The following is a 21518-nucleotide window of genomic DNA, read 5'->3' as shown; positions in this document are numbered from 1 at the left end:
GCAAAAACGACAGTCAACCGAACTGAACTACATACGCCCTTGAGGGCCAAAATGACCCTTTTTATATATGCATAATCGTGAAAAAACAACAAATTCCACGGCAAAATTGGCGTTAACGCATAAGACGTTTGATTCTTGGCATCGTTTCATGCGAGATTCTATTTACCCATATATATAAGTGGGTTTCAAAACAAACAAGAGTCGATTTTTTACAAAGAATTCTCACCTGGAGTTATCTTGAAAAAGCACTTGGTATTGAAACAGAGCGTCATCGCCGTCGCCTTAACCCTCGGAACTTCCCACGTCGCCCTGGCCCAAGAGGCTGCCACGGCGCCGGCCGCCACCGTGTACATCACCGGCTCGAACCTGAAACGCACCGAAAAAGAGGGCACCCAGCCGATCCAGGTGATCACCAGCAAGGATATCCGCGACAGCGGCGCCGCCACGGTCACAGAACTGATGCGCAAAGTGCCATCCATGGGCAGCGACGTCAACCTCGACACCAACGATGGCGGTTTCTCGCGCGGCGTCTCGACCGCTTCGCTGCGCGGCCTGTCGTCGACCTCGACCCTGATCCTGCTCAACGGCCGCCGCATGACGCCGGCCGCTTACGCCGATCCGAACAACGGCAATTCGACCCTGTACGACCTGAATGCGATTCCCCTGTCGGCCCTGGAACGGGTCGAGATCCTCAAGGATGGCGCCTCGGCCGTGTACGGTTCCGACGCCATCGGCGGCGTGATCAACTTCATTACCAAGACCAACTACCAGGGCACCGAAGTGTCGGCCCGCGCCAGCGCCAACGACGATGGCAAATTTGCCCGCAAAGGCGCCAACTTCTTCTTCGGCAAGGGTGACGTCGAGAGCGACGGCTACAACGTCTTCATCACCGCCGACGTGTCCCAGCGCGACCGCGTCTTGCGCAAGGATGTCAAGGACATCGAGTTCGAAACCTATCAGTTGCTTAACGGGCGCTACGCCACCCCGTATGGCAGCACCATCTCGGGTTCGCCATCGTTCTACCGCGAGAGCGCGCCGGGCAGCCGCAACTTCGCGGTGAACCGCAGCAACATGGGCCAGCGCATGATCACGCGCACCAATTGCGAACCGTCCCAGCAACTGGTCGGCTCGACCGCGATGGGCTTGCCGGCGACCAGCGTGTTCATCGGACGTACCTTCTGCAATTTCGACACCAGCCGTTTCTCCGAAGGCATCGGCGATGGCAAGGATGCCAGCGTGATGACGCGCGGCGTGTTCAAGCTGGGCCAGAACACCAAGGCCTTCGCCGAAGCGGGCTACGCGCGCACCAAGCGCTCCTACACCGGCAATCCGAGCACCATCGGCACCAGCACCATCACCAACTTCACCAGCGCCGCGGTGGGCGAGCCATTCCAGGCCATCCTGGGCATCGGCCACCCGGACAATCCTTTCCCCGACGCCCGCTCCTCGGTCACTTACCGTTTCGAGAACCTGCGCGGCGGCACCGAGACCATCAACGACAATGCGCGCGTGGTGGCCGGCCTGCAGGGCAATGTGGGCAGCTGGGACTGGGAAAGCGCCGTGCTGTACAACAAGGCGACCCAGGAAGATACCTATTTCGGCATGCTGTACCTGCCGACCTTGCGCAAGCTCAATTCCGGCACCTCGCTGGCGGCGCTGTCGGCCGATCCGACCCTGGCGCGCGATGTGACGAGCAACAACATGGCCTCGATCCTGCAATGGGATGCCAAAGTGTCGACCCAGTTCGGCCAGCTCGGTGGTGGTGCCATGGGCTTGGCGATAGGCGCCGAGGTGCGCCGCGAGAAAATCAAGATGACCCCCGATGCCGCTCTGGCGCGCGGTGACATTTATGGCCTGGCCAATACCGTCATCGACGGCGAACGCGACGTCAAATCGGCCTTCGTCGAGCTGCGCACGCCGTTCCTGAAAAACTTCGAGATGGATTTTGCGGGCCGGATCGACAAGTATCCTGGCATCAAAACCAACTTCGTGCCGAAAGTCGGCGCGAAATGGACCGTGTCCGACAGTATCGCCCTGCGCGGCACCTATGGCCGCGGTTTCCGCGCGCCGGCGCTGGTGCAGGTGACACCGGGCGGGGCCCAGTTCTTCCTGAGGGACCTGTTCGACCGGCGCCGCTGCGAAGCCGATCGCGAGACCCCGCGCGAGGGCGCGACCGAACTCGATTGCGCCAAGAGCGCGGCCGGTACCGGCGGCGCCAATCCCGACCTGGTGCCGGAAAAATCGAAGAGCCTTTCCTTCGGCGTGCTGTTCTCGCCGACCAGCACCTTCGATATTGGCCTGGACTTCTACAAGATCCGCAAGGAAGGCGAAGTCGCCCTCGGTTCCGAAGATGAAGCGTTGCGCGACGAAGACCGCAACCCGGCCAACGTGGTGCGCGATCCGAACCCGGCCAACTGGGTGCGCGATGCCAATGGCAACGTGATTCAGAACAGCGGCCCGCTGCTGATGGTCAAGCTGCCGTGGAAAAACCAGGGCGCGGTCGAAGTGCGCGGCGTCGATATCGATGTGGCATACCGCAAGAACCTCGGCGAGTGGGGTTCGCTGAGCTCGAAACTGACGTCGAGCTACCTGGACTATTACGCCCTGGCCGCGAACGCGGGCGATCCTGAGCGCAACATGGCCGGCACCAATGTCGGCTATGCCGACTACAACTTGCCGAACGGTTACCAGCCGCGCTGGAAGAGCACCCTGTCGTCGTCGTGGACGTTTGGCACGCATGCGTTCAACGCCAGCATCGATTACACCGGCCCGGTTTCCTTGCTGCGCCGCTACAACGGTGAAAAGACCTTTGACCAGCCGTTCTGCCAGTACGGCAAGCGCCAGGACAGCGACGCCGAGAAGGATCGCGACACCACCGTGCCGCTGTACGAAGCGTATTTCCCGAAATGCTCGATCGAAAGCTGGACCCGTCTGGGCGTGGGTTACACCTACACCGGGATCAAGAACCTGACCCTGAACCTGAACATCCAGAACCTGCTCGACACCAAGGCGCCTTACGACCCGGCTGTCGGCACCAACAGTTCCGTCCAGCCGCTGGCCGGCTACAACGAGGGTTTGCACAATCCTTACGGCCGCTATTTCCAGGTGACGGCGCGCTACGCCTTCTAAGCTGATCTCGCGATGACTGAAACCCGGCCCTGGCGCCGGGTTTTTTTTGCGCTGTACGTGCGCTGACGGGCATCTTTTGTAGCGCGGAAAACACGAAAAAGTGCGTATGCACATCTTTTTGTGAATTCCTCTTGGTCTTCAATCCACCTTTGTGAGAAATTCATGGCCCTCGCGAGCGCACGGGCCTGCGGGCTCGTGCGCGGCGGGAAACGGAAAACATGATCTACCCATACTTATAAAGCATTCCTGGAGCTCCATTGAACAAGCAACTCGCATTGAAACGCAGCGTCGTCGCCGTCGCCCTGACCCTGGGCACGTCCCAGCTCGCCCTGGCGCAAGCGCCAGCGGCCCAGCCGATCCAGAAAGTGATCGTCACCGGCTCGAACATCAAGCGCGCGGTCGATACCGAAACCTCGTCGACCGTGCAAGTGGTCGGCAAGACCGAAATCGCCGCCATGGGCGCCAGTACCGTCAAGGACGTGCTCGACACGCTCACGTCCAGCGGCACGACGACCCTGTCCGACAAGAGCGGCGGCAACTCCTTCGCCGGCGGCGCCTCGGGTGTGGCGCTGCGCAACCTCGGCAAGAATTCCACGCTGACCCTGCTCAACGGACGGCGCGTGGCCAACTACGGCCTGGCCGACGGCGGCCAGCAAACGTTCGTGAACATCGACGCCATGCCGTCGGAAGCGATCGAGCGCATCGAAGTGCTGCTCGACGGCGCCTCCGCCGTGTACGGTTCGGACGCGGTCGCCGGCGTGATCAACATCATCACCAAGCGCGATTTCCAGGGCGTGCTGGCCAAGGGCGGAATGCGCCAATCCCTGCTTAACAGCAAGCTGGACAAGAGCAAGACCGCCTCCCTGACCATGGGCATGGGCGACTTCGAAGCCGACGGCTACAATGTGTTCGGCCACTTCGAGGCTTACCACCGCGAACCCTACTCGAACCGCGACATCATCAACACCGTGCCGGCCTTCTGGGGCCAGTATGTCAATCCGAGTTTCGGCGTGCAGTCGACCTACTCGTATCCGGGCAACTTCGTCGACCGCTATCCCAACCCGTATCCGGCCAATCCCGCGCTGGCCGGCAAGAGCTTCAGCACCCCGCGCGCCGGTTGCGACAACGTGATCGACGGCACCTGCCGCTACGACCAGTGGGCCGGCGTGGGCCGCAGCCCGGAAGCGAAGCGCTACAATTTCTTCGGTACCGGACGCATGAAGCTGGGCGGCAACCGGGTCGGCTTTTCCGAACTGACCCTGGGCCAGACCAACACCACCTACTACAACGCGGCGCCGATCCTGCAATACACCGGTACCCCCTCGACCTGGTATAACAGCAAGGACCGCAAGTTAAACTCGTACACCGAGCCGAAACTGCCGGTCGGCCATCCGGACAATCCTTACGACTTCCCGGTCGCCCTGCGTTACCGCTACGCCGACGATGCGCTCACGTCCAAGAAAGATGCGAAAGCGAAGCAATACCGGGTGCTGGCCGGAATCGAAGGCAGCGACTTCGGCTGGGACTGGTCGACGGCGCTCGGCATGATGGGCTCGAAAGTCAACAACGTCGATCGCGGCCGTCGCAATGCGGGTGCATACGACGCTGCGATCAAGAGCGGCGAATACCGCTTCGGCGGTGTCAACAGCCCCGACCTGCTGCTGCGCATGTTCCCGGTGTACGTCTTCGGCGGCGAGTCGAAGCAGAGCTTCATCGATGCCAAGGCCACGCGCGAGCTGATGCAGCTTGACGGCGGCCCGCTCAGCCTGGCGATCGGCGCCGACTTCCGGCGCGATTCCTTCAAGGCTTTTGTCAGCGACAACGTCTCCAGCGGCCAGATTGTGGGCCTGGGCTCGATCAATGTCGAGGGCGCGCGCAACATCAGCGCCGCTTTTGCCGAAGTCAATGCGCCGCTGACCAAGGCGCTCGAAGTGAACGCGGCGGTGCGTGCCGACAAGGTGGGCAACACCGACCTGTCGCTGGTGCCGAAAGTGGGCATGCGCTACGAAGTGAACAAGCGCTTCATGGTGCGCGCCACCGTGGCCAATGGCTTTCGCGCACCGAACCTGGCGGAAACGGGCAAGGTCGAGCTGTCTGCCTTCCGCAACAGCATCGTCGATCCGAAGCGTTGCGCCACCGCCAACCAGCTGTACACGGCGCTCAAGACCGGCACCACGATCGACCAGGCCGAGGCGCTGCGCGCGCGCGAAAGCGGTTGCAGCGTCAGCTTCGCCTCCTCCACCCAGGGCAACCCCGAGCTGGAACCGGAAAAATCGCGCAGCTTCAACCTGGGCTTCGTGGTCGAACCGCTGGCCAACCTGAGCATGACGCTCGACTACTACCATATCGAGCGCCGCAACGAAATCGATACCAAGGGCACGGCCCAGCTGCTGGCCGATGAAGACCGCCGTCCGGGCTCGGTCAACCGCCTCGGCGTGACGGCCGACGACCAGCGCCTGTCGGCGCGCGCCAAGGAACTGACCGGCAAGGACATCGTGTTCCCGGTCGGTCCGATCGCGTCGATTTCCAACCGTTACGAAAACATGAACCGCACCCGGGTTGCCGGTCTGGACATGGAATTGAACCACCGCTGGAACATGGGTTCGGCCGGCAAGCTGGTGAGCAACCTGAAAGCCAACTACCAGCTCGATTACCGCAGCTGGGATACGGTGACCGATACCTTTACGGAAAACCTGGCGGGCAACTACGAGAACCCACGCTACCGCGTGCGGGCATCGACGGCATGGTCGCGCGGTGCCTGGAACGTGGGCGGCGCGCTGACCTACGTGCCGGGTACCCGTCTGTACGAGAACAAGTACGACGCCAACTACATGGCCGCCGGTTGCGAAGGGCAGGGTTTTACGCCGGAATACTGCCAGATCAAGCGTGATGTGGTCACCGACATGAACCTGACCTACACCGGCTTCGCCAAGACCACCTTGTACCTGAACCTGTACAACGTGTTCGACCGCGCGCCGGTGGCGGATGTGCGTGCCACCGAGGTGCCATCGCGCGGCCGTTCGGTCCGCATCGCGGCGCAGTATCAGTTCTGATGCTGTGACGCAAGGCGCCGCGGGGCGGCGCCAATGAGAAAACCCGGCCTTGCGCCGGGTTTTTTTTTAGGGAACGACCAATCCGGCGCGCTAAGGCGCTTCTCCCTCCAGATCGAACACGGCCGCCCACAGGCGCCGCACCGCGCCGCTGTGGCGCGCCACCAGCGCCGGGTCGATGCGCGCGCTATCCTTGCCCTGCAAGCGCAACTGGTGCTGCAGCTTGCGCATGGCGCGGTAGGCGTCGCCCACCGCCAGCGCCAGGTCGGCATCGATCAGCCCAAGGTCGGCGAACATGCGCAGCAGCCCGATGTTACCCAGGTTGACGGTCAGCTGCGGATATTGCGCCGCATGGCGCAGCACCAGGTATTGCGACATGAATTCGACATCGATCATGCCGCCCTCATCCTGCTTGAGCTCGAACTGGCCCGGGCGGCTCGGATAGGCGTCGTGCATCTTCTTGCGCATCTTGAGCACTTCCTCGCGCAGCTCGTCCGCGCGCGCCGTGCGGTCCAGCCGCAGCACCCCTTCGCGCACCGCTTCGAAACGCTCGCCGATGGCGGCGTCACCAGCGCAAAAGCGGGCCCGCGTGAGCGCCTGGTGTTCCCAGATCCAGGCCGAATTTTCCTGGTAGCGCTCGAACGCGGCCAGGCTCGAGACCAGCATGCCGCTGGCGCCGTCCGGGCGCAGCGCGGTATCGATGTCGAACAAAATGCCGGCCGAGGTGTGGGCCGTCATCCAGGTGATGAAACGCTGGGCCAGCTTGGCGTAGTTGCCGGGCGCTTCCTGGTCGTCGTCGTCGAACAGGAAAATCAGGTCCAGGTCCGACACATAGCCGAGTTCCTTGCCGCCCAGCTTGCCGTAGGCGATGACGGCGAAGCGCGGCACCTCGCGGTGGCGCGTGGCGATCGCTTGCCAGGCGGCATCGATGGTGGCCGCGACGATGGTGTCGGCCAGTGCCGACAGGTAGTCGGCCAGCTTTTCCACGGTCAGCTCGCCGGCCAGGTCTTGCGCCAGCAGGCGGAACAGTTGCGCGTGGTGGGCTTCGCGCAGGATATCCATCTGGCGTTCGGTGTCGCCGGCGGCCGCGCCCAGTTGTTCCTTCAGTTCGGCGGCCAGGGCGGCGCAGTCGGGCACGGCGCTCCTGACGCGCTCGTCGAGCAGTTCGTCGAGCACGATCGGGTGCTGGGTCAGGAAGGTGGCGGCCCAGCCGCTGGCGTACATCATGCGGATCACCCGCTCCAGCGTGTGCGGGTATTCGGTCAGCAAGGACAGATAGGCCGAGCGGCGCGCGATGGCTTCGAAAAACGCCAGCAGCCGGGTCAGGGTGGAACTGGCGCTGCCGGCACCGGCGCCGGCCGCCGTCTTGGCGATCAGGGGCAGGGCGGCGTTGACCAGCGCCAGCAGCCGGGTGCGGCTCGCTTCCGGCAAGGCTTGCACCTTGCCGGACTGCCAGGTGCTCATCAGGCGCTGGGCGGCGCCGCCGGCATCGTCGAAGCTCAAGGCGCGCAAATGCGCCTCGATCGCTTCGCGGTTGTCGAGGTCGGCCCCGGCCCAGCTGCTGGCCGCCGGGTCGACCGTGTCGCCATGTTGCTCGGACTTGTCGCTGAAGATGGCGTCGAACTGGGCGGCGACAAAATGGCGGTGCTGCTCCAGCCGCGCCAGCAGGGTGGGAACGTCCGGCAGGCGCATCATTTGCGCGATGACGGCGCGGTCGGCCTCGCTGGCGGGCAGGGTGTGGGTCTGGGCATCGTCCAGGTATTGCAGGCGGTGTTCCAGGTTGCGCAGGAAGCTGTAGGAGTCGAGCAACTGCTCGACCGTGTCCGGGGTCAGCAGTTCCTTGTCGGCCAGCACGCGCAGGGTGGCGCGGGTGGAACGGTCGCGCAGGGCGGCATCGCGCCCGCCGCGGATCAGCTGGAACACCTGGGCCAGGAATTCGATTTCGCGGATCCCGCCACGGCCCAGCTTGACGTTATTGCTGCGGTCCGGGTGCAGCCGTTCCTGGCGGTCGACCTCGGCCCGGATCTGGGCGTGCATGGTGCGGATCGCATCGATCACGCCGAAATCGAGATAGCGCCGGTAGACAAAAGGGTGCACGATGGCTTCCAGCGCGGCGATATCGGCGGCGCTGCCGGTGACCGCGCGCGCCTTGACCCAGGCGTAGCGTTCCCATTCGCGGCCCTGGACGATCAGGTATTCCTCCACCATGTTCAGGCTGGCAACCAGCGGGCCGGAGTTGCCGTTCGGGCGCAGCGCCATGTCGACCCGGAAGGTGAAGCCATCTTCGGTGATTTCGGACAGGGCGGCGATCAGCTTCTTGCCCAGGCGCGCGAAAAATTCATGGTTCGACAGGGGGCGCTGGCCCGGTCCGGCGGCGGTGTCGCCATCTTCCGGGTAGACGAAGATCAGGTCGATGTCGGACGAGACATTCAGTTCGCCGCCGCCTTGCTTGCCCATGGCCAACACAATCATTTCTTGCGGCAAGCCCGATTCGTAGCCGACTGGCATGCCGTGGCTGGCCACTTGCTCGGCCATCAGGGCCGCCAGATGGGTGCGGATGGCGAAATCGGCGAAGCCGGTCATGCTGGCGACCACTTCGGCCAGGTCGGCGCGGCCATCGAGGTCACGCGCGATCAGGCCGGCCACCAGCAGGTTGCGCAGGCGCCGCATGGCGCGCCCCAGCGGCAGCGCGGCGCCGTCGGCAGCGCGCTGGCTGGCCAGCGCATGCGCCAGGTCGAGCTGGTCGATGGCGGCCGCGCCCAGGGTGGCAACGGCGCCGGCCCGGCCGGGGTCGGCCGCCAGCCAGCGTTGGTAAAAGCGCGACAGCGGTGTCAGGGAAGCTCGGTTCATGGGTTGGCGTGGGGTCGGGGTGAGTGAAAGTCGGGTTCAGCCAGGGCTGTATAAGGTAGAATTGGGCCGCGCCGCGAATGGCCCGCTGCGGTGCGGATCAGGACGATGGTAAGGGAGTGGGCGGCATTCACGCAAGCGCTACCTTATTGCAATACATTTACACGGCGGACCCTTTATCAGCTTATTGATGCACACACCGGAAGCACAGACGCCCGCCGAGCACCTGCCCATCGCAGAGCGCTGGCGGCGGCTGCGCTCCGCCTATCGGGTGTGCAACCGCGCCACCCACCATGTGCTGGGCTTTACCATCAAGCTGGCGCTGCTGGTGTATTTCATCTTCACCATCGTGTTTTTGGTGCTGCGCTACCTGATTTTGCCGAATATTGACTATTACAAGGGCAATATCGAGCGCATCGCCAGCCGCGCGCTGGGCAGCGAGGTGAGCATCACCCGCATCTACGCGTCCTGGCACGGCTTGCGCCCCAACCTGTTCCTGGGCGATGTGATCGTGCGCGACCCGGGCGGGCGCCAGGTGCTGAGCTTGCCGAGCGTGTCGGCCACCCTGTCGTGGTGGAGCGTACCGACCCTGGAACCGCGCTTTTATTCGCTCGACATCATTCGTCCCGACCTGGATATCCGGCGCGACGCGGCCGGCCAGCTGTTCGTGGCGGGCATGCTCATCAAGCGCCATGCGGATGGCGATGGCAGTGGCGCCGACTGGGCGTTCAAGCAGCGCCGGATCGTGATCCGCGAAGGGCGGGTGCAGTGGACCGACCAGTTGCGCGGCGCCCCGGTGCTGGCGCTGGAAAACGTCGATCTGGTGCTCAAGAACCGCTGGCAGCACCACCGCTTTGGCTTGCGCGCCACGCCCCCGGCCAGCCTGGCCGGGCCGCTCGACGTGCGCGCCGACTTTGCCCATCCGCGTTTCGCGGCGCGCATGGCCGATATCGGCCAGTGGAAGGGCGAGCTGTACGCCGACCTGCCCGATACCGACCTGTCGGCCTGGACCCCTTACCTCGATTATCCGGTGAAAATCAGCCAGGGCCAGGGATCGGTGCGCGCCTGGCTGAGCCTGGACCGGGCCAAGCTGGCCGGTTTTACCGCCGACGTGGCGCTGGCCGGCGTGTCGGCGCGCCTGGGACGCGACTTGCCGGCGCTGGAACTGACGCGCGTGCGCGGCCGCCTGTCGGCGCGCGAAACCTTTGCCGCCGGCAGCAACCGCGGCGCCCCGGCCTTCGGTGCCCAGGGCCATGAAGTGACGCTCACCGATTTTTCCCTGCTCACCGCCGACGGCCTGGGCCTGGCGCCGACCACCCTGTCCGAATCCTATGTGCCGGCGCGCGGCAAGCGCCCCGAACAAGTGAAAGTGAGTGCCCGCCAACTTGACCTGGAAACCCTGGCGCGGCTGGCCGTCCAGTTGCCGCTGACACCGGTGCAGCGCCAGTTGCTCACCGAGGCTGGCCTGGGCGGGCGCGTGAGCGATTTTTCGGCCCAGTGGCAGGGTAGGTTCCCTGAGATTGCCAGCTACCGCGTGCGCGGCAAGCTCGACGGGCTGACCATGCGCGCCCAGCCGGCCCGGCTGGCCGTGGCCAGGACGGCCAGCACGCCGGCGCGCGCCGCGGTGCCACCGATTCCCGGCATCGAAAACCTGTCGGGCACGCTCGATGCGAGCGACCAGGGCGGCACGATCAGCCTAGCTTCGCAGCAACTGGTTCTGCAATTGCCGGCCTGGTTCGCCGATCCGGCCATGCCCTTCGACCAGTTCAACGCCCGTGCCCGCTGGACTTTTGCGGCCGGCAACAAATTACTGGTGGACCTGGATAGCCTGAACTTCGTCCAGGGCGCGCTCAGCGGTTCGCTGGCGGGCACGCATCAGATGAGCCTGGGTACGCAGCCGGGCAAGCCGGCCGACATCGTCGATGTCAGCGGCACGCTCAGCGGATTCGCACTCAATACCATCGGGCGCTACCTGCCCCTGAAAACCCCGGAACACTTGCGCGCCTGGCTGACCGGTGCGCTGGAAGATGGCGTGGCCCTGGACGCCACCTTCCGCCTGCGCGGCGACCTGGCCCACTTTCCGTTCCGTAGCAATACGCCGGGCGAGCGCAAGGGCGAGTTCCGGGTCGGCGGGCGCCTGGAAAACGCGCGCCTGAACTACGCACCCGGCCATTTCGCGCCGGATGGCGTGGCGCCGGTGTGGCCGCAGGCCGAGCAGATCAACGGCACGTTTTTGTTCGAGCGCGCGCGCATGGAAATCAAGGGCGACACCGGGCGTACCCGGGGCGTGGCCTTGAGCGCGGTGACGGCCGTGATCGCCGACCTGGCCGATCCGGAACACGTGCTGGAAATCGATGGCAACGCCGCCGCGCCGATGCAGGATTTCCTCGGCTATATGGAAGCGAGCCCGGTGCTGAACTGGATCGGCCGCTTTACCGAACACACCCGTGCGAGCGGCAACGCCAAGCTGGCCCTCAAGCTGCAGTTGCCGCTGAATCACCTGATCGACTCCAAGGTGCAGGGCAGCTTGCAATTGATGGGCAACGATGTGGTGCTGTTCGACCCGCTGCCGCCCTTGCAGGCGGCCATCGGCAAGCTGGAATTCAATGAACGCGGCATTAACCTGAACGGCGTCGGCGCCAGCTTCCTGGGCGGGCCGCTGGCGCTGACCGGCGGCACCCAGCGCGACAATGCCATCGTGATCAAGCTGGGCGGCACGGCCACGGCCGAGGGTATCCGCAAGACCTATCCCTCGGCCGCCATGCAGCATGTGCTCGGACTCATTTCCGGCGGCGCGCACTATACCGGCTCGGTGGTGGTCAAGGATCACCAGGCGCTGGTGACGGTCGATTCGAGCCTGGCCGGCCTGGGCGTGGACTTGCCGGCGCCCCTGAACAAGGCGGCGCCCGAGGCCTTGCCGCTGCATTTCACCCTGAACGGCCTGCCCAGTACCGACCCGGCCGTGGCGCGCGATGAAATCCGGGTGGCGCTGGGCGCCAACATGGGCGCGCGCTACCAGCGGGTCAAGCACGGCAAGGGCGCATGGCGGGTCGAGAGCGGCGGCATCGGCGTGAACGTGCCGGCCCCGGCCCCGGACAGCGGCATGATGGTCAATGTCGACATGAAGTCGCTCAATGTCGACCAGTGGATCAAGATCGGCGCCTCGGTGGCGCACGCCGCGCCTGAACCGGTGGCGGCCGGCGCATCGGCGGCCGACGCCTCGGTCGATGGCGGCATGGACCTGGCGCAGTACGTGGTGGCCGATGTGCTGGCCGCGCGCGCGGGCGAACTGATCATCAGTGAGCGCAAGCTCGACAACGTGGTGGTGGGCGCCTCGCACGTGAAGGATACCTGGCAGGCGAATATCGATGCGCGCCAGGTGGCCGGCCACATCGCCTGGGCCGAGGGTAGCGGCGGCCAGGGCCTGGGCAAGGTGACGGCGCGCCTGGCCTCCCTGATCATCCCGGAATCGGCCGCGGCCGGGGTCAAGGACTTGCTCGAAAGCGGCAAGAGCGCGGCGGCCACCATCCCCGCGCTCGATATCGTGGCCGAGCATTTTGAACTGTTCAACAAGAAACTCGGGCGGCTGGAATTGGTCGCCAGTAATGCCCAGCTTGCTACCGGACGCGAGTGGCAAATCAACCGCTTGCTGCTGGCCAATCCGGACGGCGTGCTGCGCAGTACCGGCAAGTGGGTGACGGGGGAGGGGCAGAGCAATACCAGCCTCAATTTCACGCTGGAGATCGAGGATGCCGGCAAGCTGCTCGACCGTTTCGGTTTCCCGGAAACGCTGCGCCGCGGCAAGGGCAAGCTGGCGGGCGATATCGCCTGGAATGGCTTGCCGTATTCCCTCGATATTCCCAGTCTGTCGGGCAAGATCGACATGAGCGTGGCATCTGGCCAATTCCTCAAGCAAGATCCGGGCGCGGCCAAGCTGCTGGGTGTACTCAGCCTGCAAATGCTGCCGCGCCTGCTCAAGCTGGATTTCCACGATGTGTTTTCGGAAGGCCTGGCGTTCGACGGCATCAGCGCCAATGCCAGCATCACGCGCGGCGTGGTGCGCACCGACAACCTGAAGATGCATGGCGTGGCCGCCACCGTGCTCATGGCCGGCACCGCCGACATTGCCAACGAGTCGGCCAACCTGCATGTGGTGGTGATTCCCGAATTTAACCTGGGCACCGGGCCGCTGGTGTACGCGCTGGCGGTCAATCCGGTGGTCGGGCTGGGCAGTTTCCTCGCGCAACTGTTCTTGCGCGCTCCCGTGATGCGCGCGCTGACCTATGAAATGCAGATCACCGGCCCGTGGAAGGCGCCAGTCATCACCAAGCTGGGCTCGCCCAAGGGGCCGCCGCCGCTGCGGGTGCCCGAAGGCGGCGCGGCGGCGACCAAATAAAGCGCAGCAACACCGACTGGAGAGAACGACATGACGACCGTGGCCGCAGTACAAATGATCAGCACCCCCGACGTGGCCGAGAATATCGCCAGCGCGCGCCGCCTGGTGAGCGAGGCGGCCGCGCGCGGCGCCACCCTGGTGACCTTGCCGGAATACTGGCCCATCATGGGCATGAGCGACACCGACAAGGTGGCCCATGCCGAGGCGCCCGGGCAGGGCCCGATCCAGGAATGCATGGCGCAGGCCGCGCGCGAGCACGGCATCTGGCTGATCGGCGGCACCTTGCCGCTGGTGTCGCCCGACGCCGGGCGGGTGATGAACACCACCCTGGTGTACGACCCGCAGGGCCGCCCGGTGCAGCGCTACGACAAGATCCACCTGTTCGGTTTTACCCGTGGCGCCGAAAGCTACGACGAGGCGCGCACCATCGTGCCGGGCGAAGCCGTGGCGGCCTTCGAGGCGCCGTTCGGGCGGGTTGGCCTGTCGGTCTGCTACGACCTGCGCTTTCCCGAGCTGTACCGGGCCATGGGCGAGTGCGCGCTGATCGTGGTCACCGCCGCGTTTACCCACACCACGGGCCTGGCGCACTGGGAAGTGCTGCTGCGCGCGCGCGCCATCGAAAACCAGTGCTATGTGCTGGCCTCGGCCCAGGGCGGCAGCCACCAGAACGGGCGCCGCACCTTCGGCCACAGCATGCTGATCGACCCCTGGGGCGAGGTCAAGGCCGTGCTGGACGAGGGCGAAGGCATCGTCAGCGGCGCGCTCGATGCGGCTTTCCTGGCGGGGGTACGCGAAAGCTTGCCTGCGCTCAAGCACCGCAAACTGTGAACTACCGCAAGGGGCCGACTATGGCACAATGGCTGATCCACACTGAAAGACCCGCAAAATGACCCCGTTCGAACCGAATCTCTCCTCCCTGGCTGTCGCGCGCGATGTGCTGCTGACGCCATTTGGCCTCGATGAAGGCAAGCTCCTGCGCACCCTGGGCACGATGTTCACCCACAAGGTCGATTACGCCGACCTGTATTTCCAGTTTACCAAGAGCGAAGGCTGGAGCCTGGAAGAAGGCATCGTCAAGACCGGCAGTTTCTCGATCGACCAGGGCGTGGGCGTGCGCGCCGTGTCCGGCGACAAGACCGCTTTTTCGTACTCCGATGAAATTTCGGAACGCGCCCTGCTGGACGCGGCCGCGGCCACGCGCACCATCGCGCGCGCCGGGGCCGGCAAGATCAAGGTGGCGTCCTCGATGACGCCGGTGGGCGGACGCTCGCTGTACCTGCCCAACGATCCGCTCGCTTCGCTTGACGCGACGGCCAAGGTCAAGCTGCTCGAGCGCGTGGAAAAAATGGCGCGCGCCAAAGATCCGCGCGTGGTGCAGGTGATGGCGGGCCTGGCCGGCGAATACGATGTGGTGCTGGTGGTGCGCAGCGATGGCGTGCTGGCGGCCGATATCCGGCCGCTGGTGCGGGTCTCGGTGACGGTCATCGTCGAGCAGAACGGACGCCGCGAAATGGGTTCGTCCGGCGGCGGCGGGCGCTACAACTACGGTTATTTCGATGACGTGGTGCTGGAGCGCTACGCGGAAGAAGCGGTCAAGGCGGCCGTGGTCAATCTCGATGCGCGTCCGGCCCCGGCCGGTCCGATGACCATCGTGCTCGGACCGGGCTGGCCCGGCGTGCTGCTGCACGAAGCGATCGGACACGGGCTCGAAGGCGACTTCAACCGCAAGGGTTCGTCGGCCTTTTCGGGCCGCATTGGCGAACGCGTGGCCGCCAAGGGCGTGACCGTGGTCGACGACGGCACCCTGGCCGACCGCCGCGGTTCGCTCAATATGGATGACGAAGGCAATCCGACCCAGTGCACCACCCTGATCGAAGATGGCATTCTGAAGGGCTACATCCAGGATACGATGAATGCGCGCCTGATGAAAATGCCGGTGACCGGCAATGCGCGGCGCGAATCGTTCGCGCACCTGCCGATGCCGCGCATGACCAACACCTATATGCTGGGCGGCGACAAGGACCCGGAAGAAATCCTGGCCTCGGTCAAGAACGGTTTGTACGCGGTCAATTTCGGCGGCGGCCAGGTCGATATCACCAACGGCAAGTTCGTGTTTTCGGCCAGCGAAGCCTACATGATCGAAAACGGCAAGGTCACTTATCCGGTCAAGGGTGCCACCCTGATCGGCAACGGTCCGGACGTGCTCAACCGCGTATCGATGATCGGCAACGACATGCGCCTCGATTCCGGCGTGGGCGTGTGCGGCAAGGAAGGCCAGAGCGTGCCGGTCGGCGTGGGCCAGCCGACCTTGCGCATCGAAGACGTGACGGTGGGCGGTACCGCGTAAGTTCGCCAGGGCCGGCTACTTTTCAGCCACGTCAAGCACCGTCATTGCTGGCACTGTTTCACAAAGGGCGCACTTCTGGTGCGCCCTTTGTGTTTTTCCGGCGGGCGTTTCAGCTGGCCGCACGCAGAACGTCGCACTCAGAATTTGTACATGGCCCTCACGTAAAACGTCCGTCCGAGCGGGTCCGTGTAGCGCGGATCGTAGCCCTGCTGGAAGGTTGTACTCTGGACCGTGAAGGGCGGGTCGTCGTCGAGCAGGTTCTTGACGCCGGCGGTCACGCTGACCTTCTGGTTCGCCGTGTAGGTCCCTGCCAGGCTCCAGGTGGAGTAATGTCCCACGCGGCCAGGCACGATCCCGTTTTCATCGGGCTGGTCGTCGTAACCGGACAGGTAGCGGTTGGACAGGGTCATGTTCAGCGGACCCCGGGTCCATCCCAGACTGGCGTTGTGTCGCCAGCGAAACACCGGACTGGCATCGGCATAGCGCCCCGCGTTGACCGTGAACGGCCCGTTGCGCTCGTTCTGGTAGTCGTAGCGGTCGACCCAGGTGCCATCGACCCCCAGGGTGAAATTGCCCCACTGGCCGCGCTGAAGGCGCCACAGCAGTCCCAGGTCGATCCCGCGGGTCTTGACCTCGCCCAGGTTCTGGGTGATCGTCAGCACGTAGTCGAGCCGGGTGCGGGCGGCATTGTAGAAATACAGGTTCTGGTATTTCTGGTAGTTGCCGAAGATCGATTCCTCCGCCAGCGCGCTGATCTGGTCCTTGAGCCGGATATCCCAGTAGTCGAGCGACAAGGTCAGGTCGGGCGTCGGTTCGAGCACGATCCCGGCGCTGTAGGTGCGCGAGCGTTCCGGCTTGACGTCGGGGTTGCCGCCCTGGCGCTGGTTTTGTTGCTGGTCGCAGGCAAGATTGGGATTGGCCCCCGGAACCGCCGTACCGCCCGGACACAGCACCGGATCGTCCCAGGGGCTGCTGGTGTTGGTGGTGGTTTGCGGCCCGTGCAGATCGTACAGGGTGGGGGCGCGGAAACCCTTGTTGAACGAGCCGCGCAGCAGCACCTGCTTGCTGGGTTGCCAGCGCAGCGCCACCTTGGGGTTGAAGCTGTGGCCGAAGTCGGTGTAGTCGTCGTAGCGCGCGGCCAGGTTGACTTCAAGGTCCTTGATGAGGGGGATGTTGAACTCGGTGAACACGGCGCCGATATTGCGGCTGCCGCTCTGGTCCTGGGCATCGGCGTAGCCGGAACTGGACGCCTGGCTGGCCAGCGCCCGGTTAACCCGGTAGTCGGCTTCGTCGCGCCGGAATTCGCCGCCGAGCGCGAAGCCGAGCGGGCCAGCGGGCAGGTTCATCAGCTCGCGGCTGGCCTTGAAGTCGATGGCGCCGCTCTTGATCTTGGCGCGCAGGTATTCGCCCTGGAGCAGCGACTGGCGCAGGTAGTCGTTGCCGGCCGGGGTCTGCTCGCCGAACGGGTTGAGCAAACCATTGCCCACGCCCTCGATCAGGCGCGCATCGATCACGTAGCCGTTGGTAAACGCGCTGCGCGCGCGCCCCACCGCATACGACAGGCCGGCGCTGTAATCCCAGCCGCCCAGCGTGCCTTCCATGCTGGCCAGCAGGCGGTCCGACAGGCTCACGTCGAGGCCTTCGCGCTTGCCGGTTACCAGGGGCCGCCAGCTGACGTCGAGCGGCTCGCCGGCAAGGCCGGCCACGGCCGGGGTGATGCCGCGGCCCGGATAGAAGGGGCTGGCATTGCTCATGGTCAGGCCGATGCCGGCCAGCGGCGGCGGCGCCACGCGCGCTTCGTTGGTGCTGCGGCTGTGCAGGTATTCCAGGGTGGCGCTATGGTCGGCGCCGAGTTTCTTGCTGAAGCGGCCGAGGAAGGTTTCCTGCCTGGTCAGTGGAATCAGGTCGACGAACTGGGTGTAGTCGAAGCGGCAAGTCGCCCCGCCAGTGCGGTTGGGGATCGAGTCGGGCGGACGGCAACCGCTGGCGAAGCTCGGATTGCCGGAAATGTCGTTCTCCGAATAGAAGTTGGCGGGGAAGGTGGTGCCGCTGGTCTGGTACATGCCGCGCTCGGGGCGCACGCCGGTGCGTCCGAAGTCGCGGTCGGTGGCCGTCAGCGCGGACTGGCGGTGAAAGTCGACAATGCCGAGCAGGTTGTAACCGTCGGTGGCCAGGTCGCCCCAGCCGCCGATGAGGTTGACGCGCTGCTCGTCGCCGCCGCCCGAGCCAACTGGTTCGTACGCTTCCACGCTCACTTCCAGGCCGCGGTAGGAGCGCTTGGTGACGAAGTTGATCACGCCGCCGATGGCATCGCTGCCGTAGATGGCCGAGGCGCCGTCGCGCAGCACCTCGACCCGGTCGAGCGCGGCGACGGGAATGATGTTCAGGTCGACCGTGTCGGCAAAGAAGGGGTGGTTGGCCAGGCGCCGGCCGTTGAGCAGCACCAGGGTCTTGTCGCCGCCGAGGCCGCGCAGATTGGCCGTGGCACGCCCGCCGGTGCCGGAGCCGACCGACTGGCTGGCGCCGGTCGAGGTCTGGTTCATCGGAATCGTGGCCAGCACTTCCTGCGCGGTCGAGAGGCCCTGCTTGGCGAAGTCTTCGGCGCGCAGCGAGGTGATCGGCAATGCGGTTTGCGCCTCCAGGCGCCGCCTGATCGAGGTGCCGACGATCTCGACTTTTTGCATGGTCTGGGAGGCGTCGGCGGGCGCCTGGGCCTGTGCGGGCAGGGCCAGCACGCCGGCGCCGAGCAGGGCGCCGCCGGCGCACAAGCGGCCGATGGCGGCGGATAAGGCTTTTTCAATCATGGATTGCTCCGGTGGTTAACAGTGAGTGAAAGGATGTCGCTAAAAGGTGTAGCGCACGCCGGCCGTGAAAAAGCGCCCCACGGCGCCCGCATGGTCGAGCGGGTTATAGGCAGTGGCGCCGTAGGTCAGCGGATCGAGCGGGGCGAGCTGGTCGACGATGTTTTGCGCCGAGCCGAATACGTCGATGCGTGGCGCCGGCTTCCAGCGCAAGCTCAGGTCGACCGTGGTGAAGGAAGGCAGTTCGCAGTCGGCCGGGGCCGGATTGCCGTCGGCGAAGTGGCTGGCGCAAGCGGCGGGGTCGTTCTTGAACAGGGTATGCTTGATGGCGCCCCGGTAGTTCACGTTGGCCGATACGCGCCAGGCCGCGCGCTCCCACGACAGCCTGAAATTGACCCGGTCGTCGGGCGTGCCGATGCAGTTGGTGACGTCGCAGTTGCCGTGGGTGCCGGCGTAGTCGCGCGTGCTGCCGTCCTGCTCGGTTCGCTGCCACTTGAACAGGTGGGTCCACCTGGCATCCATGCTCGCTTCGCCGCTGCCCGGCCCGAAGTCGAAGCGCTGGCGCAGGTCGAGGTCGGCGCCGCGCACCTGGGTGCGCGCCGAATTGACGTAGCTGGCCAGCACCGCCGCGATCGGGCCGGGGTCGCCGGGCCAGGTGGCGCCGCTCGGGTCGCGCGCGATGCGGCCGGCCAGGATGGCGGCGTCGCTCTGTTCCTGGTTGATGTCGTTCTTGCGCTTGATTTCCCACAGATCGAGCGAGACCGTGGTGCGCCGGTACGGGTCCCACACCATGCCCACATTGACGCTGCGCGATTTTTCGGGCGACAAGGCGGGATTGGGCGAGGTGATGATGGCGACCTGGGCCGGGTTGCAGGCGATCTCGACGCCCAGGCTGCAGCGCAGCGGGTCGACCGAGGTGGAATACGCGGCCAGGCCGCCGACCCCGTTTTCGGCCGTGCTGGGCGCGCGAAAACCGCGCGCATACGTGCCGCGCAAGGCGAAAGTGCGTAGCGGCGTCCATTTGACGCCGAACTTGGGCGTGTAGGAGTCTCCGGCGTCGGTGTAGTGGTCGGCGCGCAGCGCGGCCGACAGTTCGAGCGCCGGGTGCACGGGCGCGAGCTCCTCGCCGTACAGCGCGGCCACGTTGCGGCTACCCTTGTAGGCCGAGTAACCGAGGCCGATGACGTTGCCGCGCTCGGTACCGGGGGTGGGGGCCAGCTCGGCCGATTCGTGCCGGAAGTCGGCGCCGATGGCGACTCCGAGCGCGCCGCCGGGCAGCTCGGCCAGCTGGCGCGAGGCGCGCAGGTCGGCCTGCGCGATGCGGCTCCTGGCATCGTTGGTCCTGGCCGGCGCCAGCGCCGCGTACAGGGCCGGCGGGTTCAGGGCGGCGTTTTCGGCGATGCGCCACACGCTGCCCGGCGCCAGCGCGGCATAGGCCGGATTGGCGCTGGCCGCCGCCACGTTGGCCGGGCCCGGATTGAGCAGCGCGAACGCGACGTCGCGCTGCGGATATCCGCTGCGTTCGTTGCTGACCTGGTTTTGCGAGAACAGCAGGGCGGTATCGACCTCCCACGGCCCGAGCGTGGCCTTGGCGCCGGCCAGCAGGCGCACGAAATCGGAATCGATCTGGCTCATGCGCGGGCCGATATCGGCGGCCATGTAGCGCAGCCGCGCCGCCGTACCGAAGTAGGGATTGTCGGGATGGGCCGGGCCCAGCGCCACGGCGGCGCTGTTGACCGGCCCGCCCGGATAGCCGACCGCGCCGCTGACCGCCGAGGGCGTGGAGGAGGAGGCCGATACGCTGCGGTACAGATTGAGCTCGGCGTAGGCCTGCACCCGCGGCGTGGCCTGCAAGGTGGCGCGCCCGAAAAAGTTGATCCGTTCCTGGCTCGGCTGGATCTGGTTGTAGCGTTGCGCGGCATCGATCAGGCAGCCGCCGGCGGGGTCGCCCTGCGGATGGGACGTGAAGCCGGCGCAGGCGGCGCCCGGAAAGGTGCGGGTAAAACCGGCCCCGGCCAGGTTGCCGCGGTTGTAGTAATCGAGCGTAGCGGGATTGCGCACGTTGCCGTTGATGGCGCTGCCGGCGGTATTGCTGGCGGTGATGGCGCCGGTGCCGCCGAGCGACTCCTGGGCGCTGAAGCCCCAGTCGCGCAGGTCGCCGCGCCCGATGTGGCCGCGCCCGGCGCGGTCGCGGTTCCAGATCGCGCCGCGCCGCCCGTACTCGAGGCTGGCCAGCACGTTGTAGCGCTCGGCCTGCAGGTCGCCGCCGCCCCAGGTGAGCGAGGCGACCCCATCGTTGCCGTCGCGCTCGCGCGACTGGCCGAAGCTGGCGCGCAGTGTGGTGCCGTGGAAGTCGCGCCGCAGGATCACGTTGACCACGCCGGCGATCGCGTCCGAGCCGTAGATGGCCGAGGCGCCATTCTTGAGCACGTCGATGCGCTCGACGGCGTCGGCCGGGATGATGTTCAGGTCGGAAAACATTTTCTGGCCATCGTCGGCCAGGCCGTAGGGTGCCACCCTGCGCCCGTTGAGCAGGACCAGGGTGGAGGCGGCGCCCAGGCCGCGCAGCGAGATGCCGGAGGCGCCGCTGGCGAAGCCGCCGCCGAAACTGGACGGCACCGAGCCCTGGTTGTCGACGGCCAGGGTTTGCAGCAGTTCGGCCACCGTGGTTTTGCCGGACCGTTCGATATCGTTGCGGTTCAGGGTGATGACGGCGGCCGCGGTTTCGGCCGTGGCGCGCGGGATATGGGTGCCGGTGATTTCCACCCGCGGCATGGGGCCGGGCGGGGCCGGGGCTTGCGCCTGGACGGCGAATGGGAGCAGGGCCAGGCTGGCCCCGCCGCCGCCGGCGACCAGGCGCCTGAGCGAACACGATATGCGGGATGCGTTCATTGCGGACTCCGGAAACGATTGACTGCCCCGCCCGCTAAGCGCCGGCATGACCATGA

Annotated in this window: 8 protein-coding genes; 5 read left to right on the top strand and 3 right to left on the bottom strand. The window is 65.8% G+C overall.

All coding sequences use genetic code 11. From position 1 onward, the window contains the following. The first annotated feature begins 237 nt into the window (after positions 1-237). Together PO883_RS21145 and PO883_RS21140 are read left to right on the top strand one after the other, a co-directional pair. A complete protein-coding gene (locus PO883_RS21145; RefSeq protein ID WP_289311502.1) occupies positions 238-3129 on the top strand; it encodes a TonB-dependent siderophore receptor in 2892 nt (963 codons plus the stop codon). 257 nt (positions 3130-3386) lie between these two features. Continuing rightward, positions 3387-6182: a TonB-dependent siderophore receptor gene (locus tag PO883_RS21140; RefSeq protein ID WP_289311501.1), complete on the top strand. Its 2796-nt coding sequence runs from the start codon at positions 3387-3389 to the stop codon at positions 6180-6182. Between the two features lie 90 nt (positions 6183-6272). On the opposite strand, the gene glnE is transcribed toward PO883_RS21140, so the two are convergent. Further along, the gene (glnE, locus tag PO883_RS21135; protein ID WP_289311500.1) at positions 6273-9029 is read right to left on the bottom strand and encodes a bifunctional [glutamate--ammonia ligase]-adenylyl-L-tyrosine phosphorylase/[glutamate--ammonia-ligase] adenylyltransferase; all 2757 of its coding nucleotides are present in this window, start codon (positions 9027-9029) and stop codon (positions 6273-6275) included. A gap of 187 nt (positions 9030-9216) precedes the next feature. Here glnE and PO883_RS21130 point away from each other — a divergent pair, with 187 nt between their 5' ends. From PO883_RS21130 to tldD, 3 genes are read left to right on the top strand one after another with little or no spacing between them, the layout of a single operon-like run. Continuing rightward, positions 9217-13422 (top strand): YhdP family protein, encoded by a 4206-nt coding sequence (locus PO883_RS21130; protein ID WP_289311499.1) that lies wholly within the window; start codon positions 9217-9219, stop codon positions 13420-13422. 30 nt (positions 13423-13452) lie between these two features. After that, positions 13453-14250, top strand: a complete 798-nt coding sequence (locus PO883_RS21125) for a carbon-nitrogen hydrolase family protein (protein ID WP_289311498.1) — start codon at positions 13453-13455, stop codon at positions 14248-14250. Positions 14251-14308: 58 nt separating this feature from the next. After that, the gene (gene tldD, locus PO883_RS21120; RefSeq protein WP_167086456.1) at positions 14309-15769 is read left to right on the top strand and encodes a metalloprotease TldD; all 1461 of its coding nucleotides are present in this window, start codon (positions 14309-14311) and stop codon (positions 15767-15769) included. A gap of 137 nt (positions 15770-15906) precedes the next feature. Here tldD and PO883_RS21115 read toward each other — a convergent pair whose 3' ends face one another. Together PO883_RS21115 and PO883_RS21110 are read right to left on the bottom strand one after the other, a co-directional pair. Then, positions 15907-18573 (bottom strand): TonB-dependent receptor, encoded by a 2667-nt coding sequence (locus PO883_RS21115; RefSeq protein WP_289311497.1) that lies wholly within the window; start codon positions 18571-18573, stop codon positions 15907-15909. A gap of 39 nt (positions 18574-18612) precedes the next feature. After that, positions 18613-21462 (bottom strand): TonB-dependent receptor domain-containing protein, encoded by a 2850-nt coding sequence (locus PO883_RS21110; RefSeq protein ID WP_289311496.1) that lies wholly within the window; start codon positions 21460-21462, stop codon positions 18613-18615. Between the last annotated feature and the right edge of the window lie 56 nt (positions 21463-21518).

This window comes from Massilia sp. DJPM01, from assembly GCF_030348125.1.
Lineage (GTDB): Bacteria > Pseudomonadota > Gammaproteobacteria > Burkholderiales > Burkholderiaceae_D > Telluria_A > Telluria_A frigida.
This window is presented reverse-complemented; position numbering and strand designations above follow the sequence as displayed.

Excerpts from the sequence above, each read along its gene's own strand:
- glnE (WP_289311500.1), bottom strand. The coding sequence starts at position 9,029 with ATGAACCGAGCTTCCCTGACACCGCTGTCGCGCTTTTACCAACGCTGG.
- PO883_RS21130 (WP_289311499.1), top strand. The coding sequence starts at position 9,217 with ATGCACACACCGGAAGCACAGACGCCCGCCGAGCACCTGCCCATCGCA.
- PO883_RS21125 (WP_289311498.1), top strand. The coding sequence starts at position 13,453 with ATGACGACCGTGGCCGCAGTACAAATGATCAGCACCCCCGACGTGGCC.
- tldD (WP_167086456.1), top strand. The coding sequence starts at position 14,309 with ATGACCCCGTTCGAACCGAATCTCTCCTCCCTGGCTGTCGCGCGCGAT.
- PO883_RS21115 (WP_289311497.1), bottom strand. The coding sequence starts at position 18,573 with ATGATTGAAAAAGCCTTATCCGCCGCCATCGGCCGCTTGTGCGCCGGC.
- PO883_RS21110 (WP_289311496.1), bottom strand. The coding sequence starts at position 21,462 with ATGAACGCATCCCGCATATCGTGTTCGCTCAGGCGCCTGGTCGCCGGC.